General features: G+C 66.5%; 19 protein-coding genes and 1 pseudogene. 10 read left to right on the forward strand and 10 right to left on the reverse strand.

Annotated elements, in window-relative coordinates; genetic code table 11:
- Positions 1-1,030: alpha/beta hydrolase (locus AADR41_RS35615; RefSeq protein ID WP_342286094.1), on the forward strand; the 1,030-nt coding region annotated here is incomplete at its 5' end.
- 143 nt (positions 1,031-1,173) lie between these two features.
- Here the strand turns inward: AADR41_RS35615 and AADR41_RS35620 are convergent.
- Entirely contained in the window at positions 1,174-1,533 is a 360-nt protein-coding gene (locus AADR41_RS35620) for a hypothetical protein (protein WP_342286096.1), read from the reverse strand.
- A gap of 145 nt (positions 1,534-1,678) precedes the next feature.
- On the opposite strand from AADR41_RS35620, the gene AADR41_RS35625 reads away from it, so the two are divergent.
- Together AADR41_RS35625 and AADR41_RS35630 are read left to right on the forward strand one after the other, a co-directional pair.
- On the forward strand, positions 1,679-1,855 hold the full coding sequence (locus AADR41_RS35625) for a hypothetical protein (protein ID WP_342286097.1): 177 nt from the start codon (positions 1,679-1,681) through the stop codon (positions 1,853-1,855).
- Between the two features lie 681 nt (positions 1,856-2,536).
- Positions 2,537-3,430 (forward strand): DUF1963 domain-containing protein, encoded by an 894-nt coding sequence (locus AADR41_RS35630; RefSeq protein ID WP_342286099.1) that lies wholly within the window; start codon positions 2,537-2,539, stop codon positions 3,428-3,430.
- 16 nt (positions 3,431-3,446) lie between these two features.
- Here the strand turns inward: AADR41_RS35630 and AADR41_RS35635 are convergent, their stop codons facing one another.
- From AADR41_RS35635 to AADR41_RS35650, 4 genes are all read right to left on the reverse strand, one after another.
- Positions 3,447-3,644, reverse strand: a complete 198-nt coding sequence (locus AADR41_RS35635) for a hypothetical protein (protein ID WP_342286100.1) — start codon at positions 3,642-3,644, stop codon at positions 3,447-3,449.
- A gap of 172 nt (positions 3,645-3,816) precedes the next feature.
- Positions 3,817-4,311, reverse strand: a complete 495-nt coding sequence (locus AADR41_RS35640) for a hypothetical protein (protein ID WP_342286101.1) — start codon at positions 4,309-4,311, stop codon at positions 3,817-3,819.
- Between the two features lie 50 nt (positions 4,312-4,361).
- Positions 4,362-6,515, reverse strand: coding sequence for a polymorphic toxin-type HINT domain-containing protein (locus tag AADR41_RS35645; RefSeq protein WP_342286103.1), 2,154 nt, complete (start codon positions 6,513-6,515; stop codon positions 4,362-4,364).
- Positions 6,503-6,727: a hypothetical protein gene (locus AADR41_RS35650; protein ID WP_342286105.1), complete on the reverse strand. Its 225-nt coding sequence runs from the start codon at positions 6,725-6,727 to the stop codon at positions 6,503-6,505. Before AADR41_RS35650 ends, AADR41_RS35645 begins: the two co-directional genes overlap by 13 nt.
- A 254-nt stretch (positions 6,728-6,981) precedes the next feature.
- Here AADR41_RS35650 and AADR41_RS43030 point away from each other — a divergent pair, with 254 nt between their 5' ends.
- Positions 6,982-7,566: a transposase gene (locus tag AADR41_RS43030; protein ID WP_446751165.1), complete on the forward strand. Its 585-nt coding sequence runs from the start codon at positions 6,982-6,984 to the stop codon at positions 7,564-7,566.
- On the opposite strand, the gene AADR41_RS35655 is transcribed toward AADR41_RS43030, so the two are convergent.
- On the reverse strand, positions 7,551-7,976 hold the full coding sequence (locus AADR41_RS35655) for a hypothetical protein (protein WP_342286107.1): 426 nt from the start codon (positions 7,974-7,976) through the stop codon (positions 7,551-7,553). The two genes, AADR41_RS43030 and AADR41_RS35655, sit on opposite strands and share 16 nt — an antisense overlap.
- Before the next feature lie 382 nt (positions 7,977-8,358).
- Here AADR41_RS35655 and AADR41_RS43035 point away from each other — a divergent pair.
- Positions 8,359-8,514, forward strand: a pseudogene (locus AADR41_RS43035) (YciI family protein); the annotation flags it as partial.
- Positions 8,515-8,590: 76 nt separating this feature from the next.
- The gene (locus AADR41_RS35660) at positions 8,591-9,730 is read left to right on the forward strand and encodes a GDSL-type esterase/lipase family protein (RefSeq protein WP_342286115.1); all 1,140 of its coding nucleotides are present in this window, start codon (positions 8,591-8,593) and stop codon (positions 9,728-9,730) included.
- Positions 9,731-9,973: 243 nt separating this feature from the next.
- On the opposite strand, the gene AADR41_RS35665 is transcribed toward AADR41_RS35660, so the two are convergent.
- Both AADR41_RS35665 and AADR41_RS35670 read right to left on the reverse strand, forming a co-directional pair.
- Entirely contained in the window at positions 9,974-10,828 is an 855-nt protein-coding gene (locus AADR41_RS35665; RefSeq protein WP_342286108.1) for an HNH endonuclease, read from the reverse strand.
- Between the two features lie 256 nt (positions 10,829-11,084).
- On the reverse strand, positions 11,085-11,723 hold the full coding sequence (locus tag AADR41_RS35670) for a chloramphenicol phosphotransferase CPT family protein (RefSeq protein ID WP_342286109.1): 639 nt from the start codon (positions 11,721-11,723) through the stop codon (positions 11,085-11,087).
- Positions 11,724-12,210: 487 nt separating this feature from the next.
- On the opposite strand from AADR41_RS35670, the gene AADR41_RS35675 reads away from it, so the two are divergent.
- Positions 12,211-12,573, forward strand: coding sequence for an effector-associated constant component EACC1 (locus AADR41_RS35675; protein WP_342286110.1), 363 nt, complete (start codon positions 12,211-12,213; stop codon positions 12,571-12,573).
- Positions 12,570-14,243, forward strand: a complete 1,674-nt coding sequence (locus AADR41_RS35680; RefSeq protein ID WP_342286111.1) for a caspase, EACC1-associated type — start codon at positions 12,570-12,572, stop codon at positions 14,241-14,243. Before AADR41_RS35675 ends, AADR41_RS35680 begins: the two co-directional genes overlap by 4 nt.
- Before the next feature lie 129 nt (positions 14,244-14,372).
- On the opposite strand, the gene AADR41_RS43040 is transcribed toward AADR41_RS35680, so the two are convergent.
- Positions 14,373-14,546: a hypothetical protein gene (locus AADR41_RS43040; protein WP_446751164.1), complete on the reverse strand. Its 174-nt coding sequence runs from the start codon at positions 14,544-14,546 to the stop codon at positions 14,373-14,375.
- Here AADR41_RS43040 and AADR41_RS35685 point away from each other — a divergent pair.
- Positions 14,505-15,536, forward strand: a complete 1,032-nt coding sequence (locus tag AADR41_RS35685; RefSeq protein WP_342286112.1) for a YdeI/OmpD-associated family protein — start codon at positions 14,505-14,507, stop codon at positions 15,534-15,536. The genes AADR41_RS43040 and AADR41_RS35685 overlap by 42 nt on opposite strands.
- Positions 15,537-15,781: 245 nt before the next feature.
- Positions 15,782-16,732 (forward strand): alpha/beta fold hydrolase, encoded by a 951-nt coding sequence (locus AADR41_RS35690; RefSeq protein WP_342286113.1) that lies wholly within the window; start codon positions 15,782-15,784, stop codon positions 16,730-16,732.
- A gap of 199 nt (positions 16,733-16,931) precedes the next feature.
- On the opposite strand, the gene AADR41_RS35695 is transcribed toward AADR41_RS35690, so the two are convergent.
- The coding region (locus AADR41_RS35695) for a hypothetical protein (RefSeq protein WP_342286114.1) at positions 16,932-17,234 on the reverse strand (303 nt) is incomplete at its 5' end.

The following is a 17,234-nucleotide window of genomic DNA, read 5'->3' on the forward strand; positions in this document are numbered from 1 at the left end:
CTTCGTGACCACGCAGCACTGGAGCCTGACCACAGGCAGCCGGGTCGCGGTGTACCACTACCCGCCCACGCACCCCAGCCCCCGGCGTCCCATCCCGCTCGTGTACCTCAACGGCGGACCGGTCCGTGACATCTCGGTGCTCGACCACCGGTTCCTGCAACTCCTGGCACGCCAGGGCTACGACGTCTACGCCTACGAACAGGCCGGCGGCGGACGCAGCGACCTGCTCCCCATGGGCCAGTACACGATCTCCAGATCGGTCGGCGACCTCGCCGCCTTCATCGACCGCCTGGACAAAGGCAAGGTCGACGTCCTCGGATTCTCCTCAGGAGGAGCCGTGCTCACCCGAGCCCTGACCGACCCGAGCGTCGCCGCACGCCTGCACCGGGCGGTCATCGCCGAGCCCGGTCCGATGGACGGCCCCACCGCACACATCACCGGGCACAAGGGCCGACAATCCGCGCACGGCCTCGCGCCGGCCCCGACCGGACCGCGATCGACGCACGTTCCCCGGTACGCCGTGGCATTCGGCCTCATGCGACTCGGAGTCCTCACCCCCGACACCGGACTGATCGGACAGGCCGAAGGCGACAACGCCTTCACCGCCGCCGACCTCGGCAGCGACACCGCGTCCGCCTACTGCGCGCGCGACGCGCACCGCATCTCCGCCGAGGACACCGAACAGAACTTCTCCTTCAGCCCCGCCGCCAGCCTCCGCATCCAGCAGACGGTCAAGGACTCGCCCTCCATCGCCCCGCAACTGAGGCGCTCCCGGACCCCCGCGATGCTGATGATCGCCGAGTGCTCCTCCCAGGTCCGTCAATGGGAGACCACCGTCCTCGCCAATGACCCCGCCATCCAGCGCACGCAGTACATGCCCGGAGTCGGACACCACATGTGGAACGGCCTCGACGACAACAACGAACGGGCCGTCGCCGTCATCACTGCGTTCCTTCAGGGCAAGCCGGCACCCCTGCCGAACCACCCGACCCGCGACGAGATCCCTGCCTTCCTGCGCGACCGCAAATGAAGCAGATCGCGCCCGAGGCCGATCCTTCGGAGTGGACACCCTGAACCAGCTCCTGATGGTCCGGGGAGGGACGTCCAAGGTGGGACGCATCGCACCAGTGGCCCGACCGAACCCGTACCGCGGCAGGCACGGCAAGCTGTCTCTCAGCCTTCTTCGGGTTCGACCGGGCCGGCTGTCCGGGCGTGTGCATCCTTACGTGCCGAGAGCAGGAACAGGACCGCGGCGCCAGCAGCGAACCCGACGCCGGCGTTCGTGCAGACCATGACCGTCTCGAACGAGGCATCGGCGATCCGGGGGATGCCGTTGAAGAGCATGAGGGCGTAGATGCACAACACGCCGTAGGCGCGAAGCCGCATCCCGGCCTGTCGCCTGCGCATCCACGACGGCGTCCACCCCGCCAGTATCGCCACCGGCACCGGCAGCATGAGCGCCGTGGACGCTGCCAGCGCCATCCAGTGGTACAGCGGATTGCCGTTCACCCCGCCCCCTTCGTAGGCGATCACCAGCCTACGGAGGGTTGGCGAGGCCCGTCCATGCCGAACACCGCGAGCTTCCGGTGAACCTGTCCGGTCAGAGCACTGGCACAACCGCTGGAGTGGACGGCATGCAGGCTCCCATGTCATAGGCCGCCCCTAAGGGCTGTCCCCGATGCAGATAACCCTGATGATCCACGACGGCACCGCACCGGCCGACTCCGACGTCCCGCGTACCGGGGGCGTGCCGCTGGCTCCGGCAGGATTCACCTGGCCCATGTGCGGCTCCTCCTGTGGAGGGCCGCTGCAGTTCTTCGCCCATCTCCCCGTCGAGGCCGGCAGCCGTGCCTGAGACGGGAGTGACGCTGCTGCCCGCCATCTCAGCCATCCGCACCCACGTCGTGACGCTCGTCCCTGAAGGGTATGACGACCACAACGAAATCGAGCCCGACGCATACGACCTGGCCCGTTCTGGATGGAAGCGGGAGCCCGAAGAACGATTCGGGAAACAACGCGAAGTACTCGGGTCACTCGGAGGCAGCCCCTCCTGCCTTGAGGACGACCGCCTGCCCGCCTGTCCCTCCTGCACCGGCACGATGGAATTCGCGGCGCATCTGGAGGAAGGGATCTCCACGCAGACCGCGATGAACCTCGGCGGTCAGCTGGGCTACGTCTTCGTCTGCCGCGCTTGTCCGTCTCGACGGCCACAAGCGCCGTCTGGTGCGCTCCCGGGTCGGACCAGCCCGTTCCGGAATGTCGCCGTGTTCCTGATGCGCGGGAGCGCTCCTGTCGGTGGTGGGCAGGCGGCCCGCAGATCGGCGGGGGCGGCGGCGAGCCGGGCCCGCCATGTATCCACGCCCCCCGTACACAACTTGAACTCGTGATGTCGGGTGTTGGCAAGGCCGACCGCGAAGTGCCCCGTGGCCGAGAACGGGGCCTGCTGGTGGATCCGACAGACCGTGCGGCTACTCTCAGCCCACCGCGGCCCCGGTCGTGGCCAAACCAACGCTTTGGTCTGTGAGGAGCACGTCCGATGGCTCGCACCACCCCGCCACGTCCGCTCGATGTCGAGACGCTGTTCCCGGAGGTGGCCAACTATCGGAAGACGGCGGTTCGCCTGCATCCGCGCCTCGGCGATCCGAGCGCGCGGGAAAGCTCGCTCGGTGGGCCCGTGCTCTGGCCGCTCTCGGAGCCCTGGCCCCACTGCGAGGACGACCACCCGCGCACGGCGTTCGCCCCTCCCGCCCAGGGACCGATCCCGCTCGTCCCGGTCCTCCAGCTATTCGCAACCGACGTGCCTGACCTGGCCTTCCCCAGCACCGCCGATCTGCTGCAGGTGCTCTGGTGCCCCTTCGACCATGAGGACGGCTACGTTCCCCGCCCCGAGATGTATTGGCGGGACAGCTCCCTGCGCGACCTGCAGCCGGCCAGCCCGACCGGCCCGACCGGCCCTGACAACAACTACCTTCCGGACCCGTGCGTCCTGCACCCTGAGCGCGTCACCGACTACCCGAACTGGGACCTCCCGGACGAGGTCGCCGACGCACTCGAAGTCAGGTTCGGACAGCTGGAGGAGGAAACCGGCTGGTCCTACTGGTCCCACCTCTCCGTGTCGGGCGGCGTCAAGGTCGGCGGGTACCCGACGTGGACGCAAGAGCCCAACTGGCCGACGTGCCCTACATGCGGTGTGCGCATGGAGCATCTCCTGACGATCAACAGTTCCGAGTTCGACGGCGAGAGCTGGCGCACGTGGCTGCCCATCGAGGACACCCCGGCCACGGGAACCATCTGGGACCTTCCTTACGGACAACGCACCGCGATCCAACGCCCCCCTGGGCTCACGCTCGGCGACATGGGCGGCATCTACCTGTTCGAATGCACCAGCTGCCCCGACAGGCCCTTCGCATACCGCTCAGACTGTTCTTGACCGCGCGCGGCTTCAATCAATGGGCCATGCCGACGCCCGCGAGACAGCCGTCGGTCACTTCGAGGCGGTACTGCAGCATCTTGAGCTTGCGTTTCACGGCTCGGGTGATCCGGCCGAGGTCGGCGGCGGCGAGGTTGTCGATGCCGCGCTTGACGCACGTTCTGGCGGCAACAAACGGCCACTCTGCGCCGCTGACGTCCACTGACGTCGCCATCGACTACCGCCGTCAAACACCAGACCAGACCAGCCCCGCCAGGCACAGCTCGGCGGGGCTGTTCTTTGCAGCCGCAAGGGACTTTGTCGTGGCGTGGAAAAGGTCGAATCGGATACCGGATCTCACTCTCCACATAAACACCAACGTCATGGAACCCGATACCTGAGATCCATCAGAAGGAACCGAAGAACCGGTCCCACCAACTCGGCTCCCCAGAACCGTGGAAACGCAGGAGAGTGGATCCGTCATAGCGAATCGTAAGGAGTTCCTCTGGAATCGTTACGTACCCCGATCCAGAAAGAACCTTCTCCACCTTCTCAAGGTCACTCGCATCGAGCTCGCCTTCGGCGCACGCTTCATCCGTGCCCAAGAAGGCGCCAGGGTTATCGGCCGCCACCATCGCCAATGGCTTGAACTTGCTCACCAGGACAACGATTCTCGTCCCGCAAACCGTGGCTTCTCCCGGAATTTCGATTCGTCCGTACTGAGCGGAGTCCTGGATGCCTCGATCGATCTCACAGGACGTCGAGAATCGAGCACCCATCTGTCCATTCAGACCGCTGAACGAAGCCGCAGCATCGGCTGCATTGTAGTCAGCCGGCTCTTCCGGACATTCGGGGTCATCCAGTCGATGCAAAATTTGCATCAGGCCCGCATCTCTCTCCACGATCCTCCAGTCATCGAAGATTCCGCATCCGGATCAACTGAACCATTTCCTCAGTCCGGGAACGCTGTGAGCACCTTCCCGGTGAGAGGCTCGTAACGCACCAGGATTCTCACACCTCCCACGGTACCGATCACATTCTGAACCGCAGGTACGCCCTTCCTGGTCTTCAGGGTTCTCTCGGCATGCACAGCAGATCCCTTGTACCAGGTCCTTCGACTATTCGGACTCGTCACCACGTCTGCGACAGCATCCAGAATCTGGTCATCGGACCACTTCTTCGGAAAAGGATCCTTACCCGCCGCCCCTGGATACCTGTGACCATCAAGGATGTGATCCGACCTCTCATCACCGATCAGCTCCCGACCAATTCCACAGCTTCCATTGCTGTTGTGAACCAGGATCGGAGTCTGCCCAGCCAGCACATAGTACGTATGCAGTTCTCCGACCGTGAGGTCGTGTGTGCGTCGGCTGGAATTCTCTTGCTGTACCGAGAGGACCATGACCGGGGCCCCGGTCGGGTTGTGGAGGGTGTCGCCCGGGCGGATGTCCTCGGCGTTCTTCCAGTGGCCTGGCCGGGTGGTCCAGAAGGGGTGGGTGTCGGTGGCGATGAGGGTGGTCGGGCCGTGAGGGGTGGCGAGGGTGAGGCGGGTGAAGGATTTGTCGTTCTCGGTGGTGATGGTGCGGGTGACCGGCTCGGAGGCGGTGCGGGCGTGTTGCGGGTCGGTGGCGGTGACCCGGTCCCCGGGGCGGACGTCCTCGATGGCCCGGTGGGTGCCGTCGGCGAGGAGAACCTGAGTGCCGTCCGGGAAGCTGTGCGGGCTGCCACACGCCTCCCGCTCGCCCTTGGCCTGTTTGACGAGTTGTTCGGTTTCGACTCTGGCCAGGGCTCGGGCTTCGACGAGGGTGTCGGCGGTGAAGGGGATGGTGTAGCGGACGGTGCGACCGCCGGCGGCACGGGATTCGGCGTCGGCTTTGGCCTTGTATCGGGCGGCGGTGGCCGTGTATACGGGTCCGGCGGCGGTGCTGGAGCATTTGAGTGTGCCGGAGACGTCGTTGCCGTGGAGGGCGAAGGTGCCGCGGGGGCTGGTGCATCGCCCGGCGGGCTGTCCTGCGATGGTGAAGCCGGCGCTGAGGACGGCGGACACCTCACCGTCCGCCACCCGGTCCTTCCGCTCCTTGGCGGAGACGTTCCCGGTGAACTTCTGTACGACGGAGCAGCCGGATGCCCCGCAGTTGAGATCGCCGGAGCCGTCGAGGCTGAAGTCGATGCCGGAGACGGTGGCGTCCTTGAGACCTTCCGCGTATTCGACGAGGGTGTCGAACATGTCGCCCACCTCGGCGTCGCTGACGATCGGCGTCAGGTCCATGCCTTCGGAGCCGTGTGCCGCGAGCGGCCCGTTGGTGACCTCGGGGAGGGTGCTCGTCTCGCCTTTCTCCAGCAGGTCGATGGACTCCGACAGGTCGTACGGTTCAAGTCGCAGTACCCGGTGCGGCTTCTGCCGGGTGACAAGGAGGCGGCCTGCCGAGGTGTCGACGGCGAGGGCGGGATTGCCGTGAACGCTGCGGTGCTGCTGCCGCGGGTCGTTCAGCGACTGCTCGTGTTCCAGCTGGGCGAGCGCGGTCGACAACACGGCGGCCAGCGCGGGCGGGGACTGCGCCCGTTGGAGGGCTTGGCCGAGCAACCCGTCGTCGTCCTCCTCGCCGAGGGTCCACCGGCTGGGTTTCTTGACGCCGGGTTCGGCGTCGGGCGGGGGCACGGGGTCGACCTGCCGGCGGGTGAAGATCTTGTCGCCGATGCGCAGTACGTCTTCTTCGAGGTCCTTGAGTTTCTTGCCGTATCCGTTGGTTCCGAACCGGCTGCCGCGGGCGGTGACGGTGATCTGGTTCTGGCTGATGCCGGCGGTGGTCGTGTCTCCGTAGCGCAGGCCGGGGGCTTCCGCGAGACGGCGAACGGCTTCCTGGAAGGGCGCGAGGTGGCGTTTGGCGGCGGCCGTGCCGTGGGCGGATCCGGGGTCGCTCTGCCGGGCGAGCAGACCTCCGAGGAGCGCGAGGACGAGTGCGCCTGCGAGGCCGGACAGCAGCAGGATCCGCGTGCGGCGCGGCAGGGCGCGCAGCCGCCCGCGGAGGGTGGGCGCCGCGACGGGCGGCTGCGGCGGCACGGGCGGTGGGGGGCCGGCAGGGCCCGGGGCGCCTACCGCTGACATGACGCGACGATCAGCAGGAGCAGAACGGCCATACCGAGTACCGGGAGGCAGCCGACGCTGTTGGCGTCCTTCCGGTTGATCTGGACGGTGCCGCCGGGCGCGATATCGGGATGGCGGTCCGCGTAGTGGGAGACGGCGCGGTCCTCGGCGTCGGATTCGGTGGTCCAGGGTGTGGAGTACCCACACTCGCCGCACCGGTAGCGGTATGCCATGCCAACTCCTTGTCGGGGCAGATATGTCGGGCTGCGGCAACAGTGGTCGGCGGGCAGTGCGGGGAACAGGCCGGAAGACCGGCCACCGGCAGACCGGCCATGGATGGCCGGTCGCCCGCAGGCGCGGGGCGAAGTGCGTGGGGCGGGTGACGGCCCACCGGGCGGGCCGTGCGTGACGGGCAGTCACGCTGCGTTCAGGCCCCCGTACCGTGGTGCTTGAGGGGGAGACCGGAGTGGCGGACGGACTCGACGGAATGGCCGAGGAGCAGGTGAGGAAGAGGAGGAAGAGGAGCTGTCCGTCAGAGTTCAAGGCGGACGAGGTCGCGTTGAACGAGTCACGGCCACGATCGACGATCCGGTCGATCGCCGCTGACCCGGGGGTCAACCCGGAGACTCTGCGGAACTGGGTCCGGGCAGCCGGGCGCGAGTCGGCCCCGCGGACGCCGGGCGGAGGCGCCGACCGCCCCGCCCGAACCCGAACCCGCACCCGCACCCGCACCCGCACCCGCACCCGCACCCACACCCACACCCACCGGAGCGAAGAACGCTGCTCTGTGCAAGAAGGTTCGCGAGTTGGGGGAAGCGAGCCGGTGGTGGTGACCCGGCCGACGGCGCCGAGTGGGCCCGCACCCAGGGTGCGCAGGGCGAGGTCGCGGGGAAGGCCGAGCGCTCTGGCGAGGGCGAGGCTCTCGCCCACCAGGGCGACTCTTCCGACGCCCGCGTTGATGAGGACCAGTGTGAAGGCGGATGCTGCTGCAGTTGCTCGTTGCAGCTCTGCGTCGCTCCTGACGCCGCACTGGGCGGCGAGCCGGGGCGGACATGGTCAACTAGCAGGATGAACCAGGTACTTACGACCTTCATCGCGGTTGCGGGAACGCTCATCGGTTCTCTTCTGGGGTACCAGTTCCAGAAGCGTGTGGCGGACCGGAGCGAGCGCCGCGGCGCCGTCCTCGCCTTCACCGCTGCGACCAACGAATACATACGGAGCCAACACGACTGGTGGCACCGCCGGCAGGAGGAACAGGACGGACCGGCGCACGTGGCGGCCAGAACGGAAGCTTTCCGGATCCGCGGCCAGGCCTTCCAGGCGGTTCACCAGCTCCGTCTGCTCATGCCCGATGACGACCTGCATGCACGGGCAGAGCAAACCATCGGGATGATCGGTGCCCTTCACCGCGCAGCAGACCGAGAAGAACTGCGGACGAAGTCGGTCGAGGCAAGGGCGTCCCTCAACTCCTTCGTCGTACACGCTTCAGCCCGGACGAAGTAGACAGCCGGCGGTTCTCGTACAGGTATCCCGCTGTACACACCGGTGAGCGGCATGGGCCACCCGAGCCGGATGATGTCCAGCACGCAGAGGCGTCCGGCTGGGCGGTTGGTCCAGTGAACGGCAGTGAGTTGTCCGAGCCCGGTGGAGCGGACGACCCGGGATCGCGGGGCAGGACGCGGTCTCTTTCACTCGACTGCAGGGCAGCGCATGCCACTCGGCTGAGACAGCGCGGCCGTGGTGGCTACGTCGTCTGACGGAATGCTGTTTCGACTGGAACGCGGGGTGTTTGTCGACAGAGCCGGTTGAGATGGTGCCCTTGGTGAGGAAGGGTCTGTGGTCATGGAGTACTTCTGCCACCACGCTGATCGCGTACGGGCCTCTGCTGTCCGGCAACGGCGACACATGGCTGGGTACGGCAGTGCCGCTCAGGGCCCCGAACCCGGACACGCCACGCGCCGCCCCGACTCCGGACCGGTACGCGGACATCGAGGTCCACGGCCGGGAGTTCGGCAGGCGTCGATGGACCACAAAGGCACCAGGCCGATGCCATCTGCGGAGCGCATCGATCGGGGACGGGGGCGGTGACGGTGGCTATGCGGGTGGTTCCGTTGGTGGGCGGGCCGGTGGAGTTGTGGGGTGCGCTGGACCTGGAGACCACAGCGGCAGGGGTGATGCCGCGCCGGTTGCCGGCGTGGACCAAGGAGCAGTACCAGGACCCGTCGGTCTACGGGGCGACCGTGATGCCTTCGGGGGTGCGGCTGGTGTTCCGCACCGATGCGCGCGCGTTGGAGTTCGAGGTTCTCACCTCCACCGGCCGGCTCGACACCGACCCACGCCCTCGTCCAACCGGGATGCTGGAGTTGTTGGTGGACGGTGCCCTGGCCGGGCGTCGGCAGGCGCCGGTGGGCAATGTGCTGCGGATGGCGGGCCCCGGGTCTGTACAGCGTCTCGTCCCGGGCAAGCCCGGAACCGTACGGTTCGCCGGGCTGCCGGCCGGTATGAAGAACGTCGAGCTGTGGCTTCCGCAGCAGACCCCTACGGAACTGGTGGCACTGCGCGCCGACGGCGACGTACTGGCGCCGCTGCCGGACGGGCGGCGCCGCTGGGTGCACCACGGCAGTTCCATCAGCCACTGCATCGAGGCCGACGGCCCGACCGGGACCTGGCCGGTGGTGGCGGCTGCGCTCGGAGGGGTGGAGGTGATCAACCTCAGTCTGGCGGGCAACGCGCTGCTGGATCCGTATGTCGCCCGGACGATCCGCGACACGCCCGCCGACCTGATCAGTCTGAAGGTGGGCATCAACATCGTGGGCCTGTCCGCCTTCCGGTTGCGTACGTTCGGACCGGCGGTACACGGATTCCTGGACACGATCCGGGACGGTCACCCGGACACCCCGCTGCTGTTGATCTCCCCGGTGAGCTGTCCGGCCCTTGAGCAGGTGCCCGGCCCGACCAAGACCGGACCGGACGGGAGGATCGCTGCCCTGGGCGACCCGGCCGATGTGGCCGGCGGCGCACTGTCGCTGACGGTGGTCCGTGCCGAGCTGGCCCGGATCGCTGCGGCACGACAGGCGTCTGATCCTCACCTCCACCATCTCGACGGACGAGCGCTGATCGGACCGGACGAGGCAGACGACCTGCCCGACGGCCTTCACCCCACCGCCGCCGCGTACCGCCGAATGGGTGAGCGCTTCGCTGCCCACGCCTTCGCGACCGACGGTCCCTTCCGCTGAGCTGTTCTTGGCTTCCGGTGTCGAATTGCGCTTCGAACCGGGCCGCCGGCCCGGGCATTTACCGGACGGCAGGTACCGCGAGGAGGCAGGCGGCCAGGGGCGTTCGCCAACTGCGCCGCCGCGCGGATTTCTGCCGCCACTCCGGTGCGCAGGGGCGCCGGGCTGCGGGCTGCACCTCGACCGCGATGGGGACAGGGTCGGGTGCGAGTGGGGTAGCCCGCACTGGGCTGGACGGAGAGACGCCTACCCGCCGCCGCCCCGACAGTCGTCGCCGTCGTCGTGTTGGGACTGGCGCCATTCTTCGAGCGTCGGCGTCAGCAGGGTGCCGATCAGGTCTCCGATCCACAGCCCCTTTTCGTATGCCATCCGCTTCAGGTCTTCGCGATCGGACTTGGGCAACGTCACGTACGTGAAGGTGGAGTTCTTCTGAGTGTGCCCGCAGCACAGGACGCGCGTGCAGTACTGGTCCGAGTGTCTGGTCTCCTGCGATTCCCACGGCGGGTAGGGGTAGCGCCCCAGTTTCTCCGTGCACCGTTCGACTTCCTCATGCTTTTCGCGCCGCAGCCGCGGTGTCTTCTTGTCGCTGTAGTGACGCTCGAACCATGTACGCCGGGGAGCGTCCTGTATCTCGCGCTTCACCTCGGACATGCGGTCCTTGACCCCGTTGACGACATGAAGCGGAAGCGAGTTGCGGCAGAAACCGGCCTTCGGATGGGCGTGGTGCAACTTCATGTTGAGCACCCACTCGACCGCACTCTTCTTCTGCTTCCAACTGTTGCACCGGTCACAGGCGGGTACGAGGTTCCACCAGATGTCCCGTCCCTTTCCGCTCGCCAGCGGCGCCTCATGCTCCAGGGTTTCCGACTGCCTCTCGTCGCAGTACACACAGCGACCGCCGTGGGCGGTCAGGACCATGAGCCACACCCACAGCGGCTGGCTCCCCCGGTCCTTGCTCAGTACTTCCTGTCCCGCTCCTGCCACATCCACCCCTTTGTCCCACAGTTGGCCGACATCGTATGGAGAGGCACTGACAGCCCGGCGCTGCGCGGGGCCGCCGCGCTCGTCGCCCCGGTGCTCACCGTGGACGCTGTGTTTCACCTGTGCTGGACGACGGGAGCCACATGGCCCGCGGCCGACGGCAGGAGCCTGTCCCACGCGGCTCTCGGTACGGTCGTGTCGCTCACACCACCGATCCTGCTTCCTCTTGTCGCCCTGCTCCGGCCTTGTTCACGCGATCCGGTTCCGGCCCGACTTCCCAGTCACATGCGGCTGACAACACTCGCTGTCACCCCGTCACAGAAGTTGGACCAGAACCCTTCGAGCAACCGCGCTTCTCGATGAGCTTGAGCAGCACTCAGCGATCTTCGGTAGCTGGACTGTCCACCAGGAATGACGGCGTCTCGCCGCCGTGGCGCCCCGCTGCTGCCGCCGGCGGGCGAGCCCTGAGAACCGTGCGCGCCAGCTCTTGCGCGGGGGCCTTGCCGGTATCGACCTTGAGGTCGTACCTGGCCTCATGGGCATGAACCGTCCGCAGGTGCCCCCTCGCCAGGCCTGCCGGATTGCCCCGTGCTGCCTCCCGCTCCTCCAGCACATCGACCGGGCAGTACACCCCGACGAGACAGACCTCTACGCCGGAGAGCGCCTGGAGCCAGCCCTCCAGCAGATCGGGATCCAGCAGCATCTCGTCGACCACGACGTTGCAGCCCTCGAACGCCAGCTTGGCGACCGACGCACAGGCGGCGGCCAGCATCCGGCGGCCGACGTCGCCGTACCGGATGCTGATCAGCTGACGGCCGTCCTCGTCACGCTCCGACCGGTCGTAGCGGAACCCTTCGCAGCTCAAGTGCCCGCCGCGGGCGCCGGCCCACTTCTCCGGCACCATCGAGAACAGCGTATCGAGGCCCCAGTAAAGGTACGGCTCATCGCTTTCCTCCTGGATCGCGCGGGCCAAGGTGGTCTTACCAGCACTTGATGTGCCGTTGAGAAGGATCACGTGCCCAGGGCGGTCACACTGCACAGAGGCTCCCATCCAACCAACGTATCGGGCCCGGTCAACGACGGCGCGGCCCTCCGATGCAGGAACCCGGGCGAGTGGGCGGTGCGCGGAGCGGGTTCGACCAGCAGCGTCGGGCATTGAGCGACGGCCCGGTCGGCGGCCCACCGGTGATCGAACCTGCGGTTGGCGAAGTGCGGGCTGGAAGCCCGGGGGCCTGGATCCGAGGGTGGTGTTGAACTCTCGAACGCAGTCCTTCGCCCGGGAGGGCTGGACACAGGGCGAGGGTGTCGACGGACCGGTTGCCCAGCTCGATGCCGTGGTCCAGGTCCCTGGCCTGAAGGTGGGTGGTCCCCACGATCGCAGGCATCCGGTAGTGGGGCTTCTTGGGTTCGGCGCGACTTCTGCGTGCCATGATGACCCGATCAAGTGCCTTCATTTTTAGGGAGTTGCGGTGCCAGGAATGCCCGCCGGAGCGGAACTGAGAGTGGCTGTCGAGGGCTTGGGAGAATCGGAGGCCCAGCCGCATGTGATCGCGCTGCGTGACTGGCTGGTGTCCGAGGATGATCTGCGCGGCCGGGTGCGGCTCCATCGGCAGTTCCCCCTCCCTGGCCACATGGGTTCCGCCATGGAGCTGCTGACGGTGGCTCTCGGCTCCGGCGGCATCCTGGCCGTGCTCATCCAGTCGGTGTGCACCTGGGTCACCTCTCGCGGCACCGACGTCAAGATCACGATCAGTGCTGAGGACGGGCGTCGGATCGAGGTGGACGTTCAGCGCGCAGCCGATCCCCAGGCGCTCCTGCGGGAGGTCGCGGAACAGTTTCCGGCGCCAGGTTCACCACCCCGGTGACTGGCACACGCTTCCCGGAGCGTGCGACCAGCCGGGCGGTTCTCATCGGGACAGGTACGTTCCACGACCCCGAGTTGCCTGATATTCCTGCCGTGCAGGCGAACCTGGACGCATTGCGGCGAACCCTCACTCACCCCGTTCATGGTGCGTTCGCGCCCGAACACTGCGTGGTGGTGGCCGACCCCAAGGACCAGGCCACCGTCGGCGCGGCACTGTCCCAAGCCGTTCGTGAGTCCGAGGACCTGCTGCTGGTCTACTACTGCGGGCACGGCCTGCTCGACGAAGCCGGGCTGCTGCACTTCGCTCTCACCGGAACCGACAACCAGAACATCGGTTGGTCCGCCATCCACCTCGACCTCGTGAAACGGATGGTCGGCGGGGCCCGCGCCAAGGCCCGGGTGCTCGTGCTGGACTGCTGCTTTGCCGGCAAGGCGATCTCCGCCATGGCCGGACCCAGCGGGCTGGCCCTGGGACAGTTGAACCTGACGGGTACCTACACCCTGACTTCCACCACGGCCACCGCCCCGTCCCATGCCCCGCCCGGCGCCACCCATACGGCGTTCACCGGGTCAATGCTCCAAGCTCTGACGGTTCCCGGTCCACTCACCCTGGACGAAGTGCACCGTCATGTCGACCAAGAACTGGCCGGGCTCGGCCTCCCTCGTCCGCAACGGCGCTCCGTCGGTGCCGTCGGTGAACTCTCCCTGGTCCGAGGGCCGGCCAGAGAGCCGGAGGCACCATCCACAGACGGCACACCGGCACCGGCTGACGCGGATACCGACGCGACGACCAATTCGGCCTCACTCCGCCGCGCATGGGCATGGAGAACGATCCCAGCCATAGCAGCGCTGTCCGCCTTGGCAGCGCTGGGGAATCTACTGTGGGGCAACTCGAATGCCACTTCAAGCCTTTTCAGTGACGACAAAGTACTGGTCGGATTGGAGGGCAACGCGGACAACTCCCTTTTCCTGAACCCCGCGTGGGGAAATTTCTCGGCCTTCAGCCTGGAAGCGGTAGAGGGGGTACTGGAGGAGGCAGATATCGAATCGAGACCCATCCGCGTCGATGTCCAGACTGTGGAGCAGATTTCTTCTTTGCAGAACCGTGACGTCGATCTGAACGCCGCGCTCGCCATGACGTCGGAACGCATGAGGGAGGTTGAATTCGTGGGGCCCATCGCTTCCGGTGCGCTGGGTCTATTGGTCCGGGCGGCCGAAACGACACGTATCCGGGCGATGGGCGACCTCGACGGCAAGTACGTCTGCACACAAGAGGGTTCAACGGCGCAAGAGACCATGAGAAGCGAAGCCTACGGGCGAATCCAGATGCTGGTGAAGCCGGGATTCCATTCCTGCATCGAAGCCCTGGAGGATGGGCGCGTCGATGCGGTCGCCGGAGACACTCTGCCGCTCTCCGCATTTGAGTTGGAGAACAACAGCCGACTCAAGGTCGTCCCGAACCTCACCATCGGTGGGCCCAGTAAGTACGGCATCGCCCTGCCCAAAGGACACGACAAGGATTGCACACGCCTTCGTGACGCCCTTGTGAAGTACGTTGGCAGCGGTAAGTGGCTAAAAGCATTCCGGACCCGGCTGCCCAACTCGGCCCAGCGTGCGGAAGAACTCCAGCCCAGTGCGGCCCAGATCGATGAGTTGTCCTGCCGCGGTTGAGTACGTTCGTCCGTACTCCCCTCCTTCGAGGAGGGGAAAGCGCGCCTGGGGTCTCACTCCCCTGACCAGGTAATCCTCACCTGGTGACCAGTCAATCCGCACGACTTGTCCGACACCAGCGCCCGGCCGTCAACGCTCAACGCCCCGTGAAGCAGCCCGGTCCACAGCACCCGAGACCGGACACCGGGCCGAGAACCACCCCGGACAAGGACACGAAGGCTCCCACCGACAGACGCGAAAGTCCCGGCGCCGGAACGGCCCATGACGACCACCGATGTCGATGAACGCGCCGAAGCGTTCCACCGCTGTGACGACGCCTTTGCAAACCTGTCCCTCTCCTTCAACCCCTCCGGCTTCGCCCGGCGAATCTGGTCTCTGGACGTCTCCTCCGTCATCCTCACTCCTTCCTGGGCTGCCGTCGGAGCGGCCCTGACACCCCATTTCGGGGACTCGTCCGGGAGGTCCAGCCAGGCTTGCGTGGCTTTGGCGACACGCTTGCCGAGAGGGTCGGTTCATGGGGCGGTCCCGCTCCGCTCGTTCGCGGAGCGGGCCGCCGAGGTCGCCGAGGTCGCCGGCCGGCCTGCTCACCTGGCTGACGAGGGTGGACACGCGGTGTATCACGAACAGGGCCTCATCTTGTTCTTCAACCTCTGGTGCTCCTCATGGCCTGTAGGTCAGCATCTGTCCTATAGGGCCTCTAGTCTGCGGTTTATGCAGAAATACGAGGACGGCGTCGAGATCCTTGTCCCCGCGAGCCCGGCCGACCTTGAGGCCTGGCTCGACACGCATCACGAGGAACGGACCGCGCTCTGGGTGAAGATCGCCAAGAAGCATACCGGCATCCCGTCGCTCACCTGGGAAGAGATGGTCGACACGGTGCTCTGCTTTGGCTGGATCGACGGTCAGCGGCGGGGCTTCGACGACTCGTACTTTCTGCAGCGCACGACACCCCGCAGACCCCGCTCCGCCTGGTCGCAGGTGAACGTCGACAAGGCCGAGGCGCTGATCGCGGCGGGCCGGATGCGCCCCCGCGGCCTTGCCGAGGTCGAGGCGGCGCGGGCAGACGGCCGCTCGGCGAGGGCATATGCCTCGCCGAAGAACGCCACCGCACCACCGGATCTCATCGAAGCCCTCGATGCGAACCCGGCAGCGCGGGCGTTCTACGACACGCTCGGCAAGTCCGACCAGTTCACGCTGTACCTCGGTCTGGTCACCGCCCGTACCGAGAAGACGCGGCTGGCCCGCTTGGAGCGGATGGTGGCGTCGATGGCAAGGTCTGAGCGGCCGTCATGATCGACCGCTCGGTCAACGCGCAGATCAAGGGCATCAAGGCCCGCGGAGGCTTATAGGGAGCCTCAAGAAGGCGATGTCGCGAAGCGTAACCGTTTCGTGTCGCGTCTCAGCGATATCAGTGATCTCAGTGTCAGACTTTCATTCCATAAAGATCCACTGTGCAAAAAGTTCGCGATTCGACAACCCGAACCAGCTTCGGGAACCTCACCTAATCCCAATCACCCCGAAAGTAATATGGAAACACGATGATCAATTCTACCGATTTCCCCAAGCCCGCCATTATTCCGGTCAACGGCGTGGAACTCGAAGTCTTCGAAGCAGGACGAGAAAACAAGGGAAAGCCCATCGTGCTCTGCCACGGCTGGCCCGAGCACGCGTACTCCTGGCGTCACCTGATGCCCGTCCTCGTCGAAGCCGGCTACCACGTCATCGCACTGAACCAGCGGGGTTTCGGTAACTCATCCTGCCCGGCCGAAGTAACGGACTACGACATCGAGCACCTGTCGGGCGACCTCGTCGCGCTCCTTGACCACTACGGATACGACGACGCCACCTTCGTCGGCCATGACTGGGGTGCGTTCGTCGTCTGGTCGCTGGCCCTGCTGCACCCCAACCGTGTGAACAAGGTGATCAACCTTTCCTTGCCTTACCAGGTGCGCGGTGAAACGCCGTGGATCGAGGTCATGGAACAGTTCCTCGGCGGCGACTTCTACTTCGTCCACTTCAATCGACAGCCGGGCATTGCGGACGCTGTGTTCGATGCGAACACAAGCCAGTTCATCCGCAACCTTTACCGGAAGAACGTGCCCCCGGCGCCCCCTGAGCCGGGCATGGCGTTTATCAACCTCGCCCTGGCGGAAGCACCGCTCGGTGAGCCTGTCATGAGCGACAGCGACCTGGCCGTCTACATCTCCGGGTTCGAAACGTCGGGATTCACGGGCGGCATCAACTGGTACCGGAACCTCGACCGTAACTGGCACCTGCTGGCGGACGTGGACCCGATCATCCAGCAGCCCGCCCTCATGATCTACGGCGACCGGGACTTGGCGGTCCCGAGGTCCGAGCCCCTGACAGAGTTCGTGCCCAATGTGGAAGTGGTCGGGCTGGACTGCGGTCACTGGATTCAGGAGGAAATGCCTGAGGAAACAAACCAAGTGATTTCAAAATGGCTGGAACAGCAGGATGCCACCGTCTGAGCTTGATTCTGTCGGGTCGACCGCCTGCCCGGCGGAGGCGGCCCTCTCCCGCTCTGGCTCTGGTCCTCCGCCACCGGCCTGAACAGCGAGGACGTCGACGTGCGCTGGCAGGCGTTCCTGAGAGTGCGGTAGGCGAGGTAATGCCCGTTTCGGGCTTGGAGTTGAGTGAGGAGCCCTGGTCGGCGGGGTGGGCCGGCGGTCAGCTGTGGGGCTGAGTGAACAGGCCGGGTTCGGGTTCGGTGAGGACGTCTCGTGCGACCAGGCGTTTCAGCTTGGATCGGATGCCTTCGGTGTTCTTCGGGAGGATCGGCAGGTCGAGGGCCTCGCACAGGTCACGGGCCCGCGTTGGTCGGCCGGCGTCGGTGAGGGCGGTGAGGATCTGCCGGTAAGCCGGGTGGTCCGGCACGTCCGGGCGGGGCGGCTCCTCGACGGGCACTGGGGCGGCGATGGTGAGGAGCGTCTTGCGGGTGATGCGTAAGTTTTCGCTCTCCGTGTCGAGTTC

The organism is Streptomyces sp. CLV115 (assembly GCF_038448545.1).
Lineage (GTDB): Bacteria > Actinomycetota > Actinomycetes > Streptomycetales > Streptomycetaceae > Streptomyces > Streptomyces sanglieri.

Excerpts from the sequence above, each read along its gene's own strand:
- AADR41_RS35660 (WP_342286115.1), top strand. The coding sequence starts at position 8,591 with ATGCGGGTGGTTCCGTTGGTGGGCGGGCCGGTGGAGTTGTGGGGTGCG.
- AADR41_RS35645 (WP_342286103.1), bottom strand. The coding sequence starts at position 6,515 with ATGTCAGCGGTAGGCGCCCCGGGCCCTGCCGGCCCCCCACCGCCCGTG.
- AADR41_RS43030 (WP_446751165.1), top strand. The coding sequence starts at position 6,982 with ATGGCCGAGGAGCAGGTGAGGAAGAGGAGGAAGAGGAGCTGTCCGTCA.
- AADR41_RS35625 (WP_342286097.1), top strand. The coding sequence starts at position 1,679 with ATGCAGATAACCCTGATGATCCACGACGGCACCGCACCGGCCGACTCC.
- AADR41_RS35690 (WP_342286113.1), top strand. The coding sequence starts at position 15,782 with ATGATCAATTCTACCGATTTCCCCAAGCCCGCCATTATTCCGGTCAAC.
- AADR41_RS35685 (WP_342286112.1), top strand. The coding sequence starts at position 14,505 with ATGACGACCACCGATGTCGATGAACGCGCCGAAGCGTTCCACCGCTGT.
- AADR41_RS35635 (WP_342286100.1), bottom strand. The coding sequence starts at position 3,644 with ATGGCGACGTCAGTGGACGTCAGCGGCGCAGAGTGGCCGTTTGTTGCC.
- AADR41_RS35630 (WP_342286099.1), top strand. The coding sequence starts at position 2,537 with ATGGCTCGCACCACCCCGCCACGTCCGCTCGATGTCGAGACGCTGTTC.
- AADR41_RS35650 (WP_342286105.1), bottom strand. The coding sequence starts at position 6,727 with ATGGCATACCGCTACCGGTGCGGCGAGTGTGGGTACTCCACACCCTGG.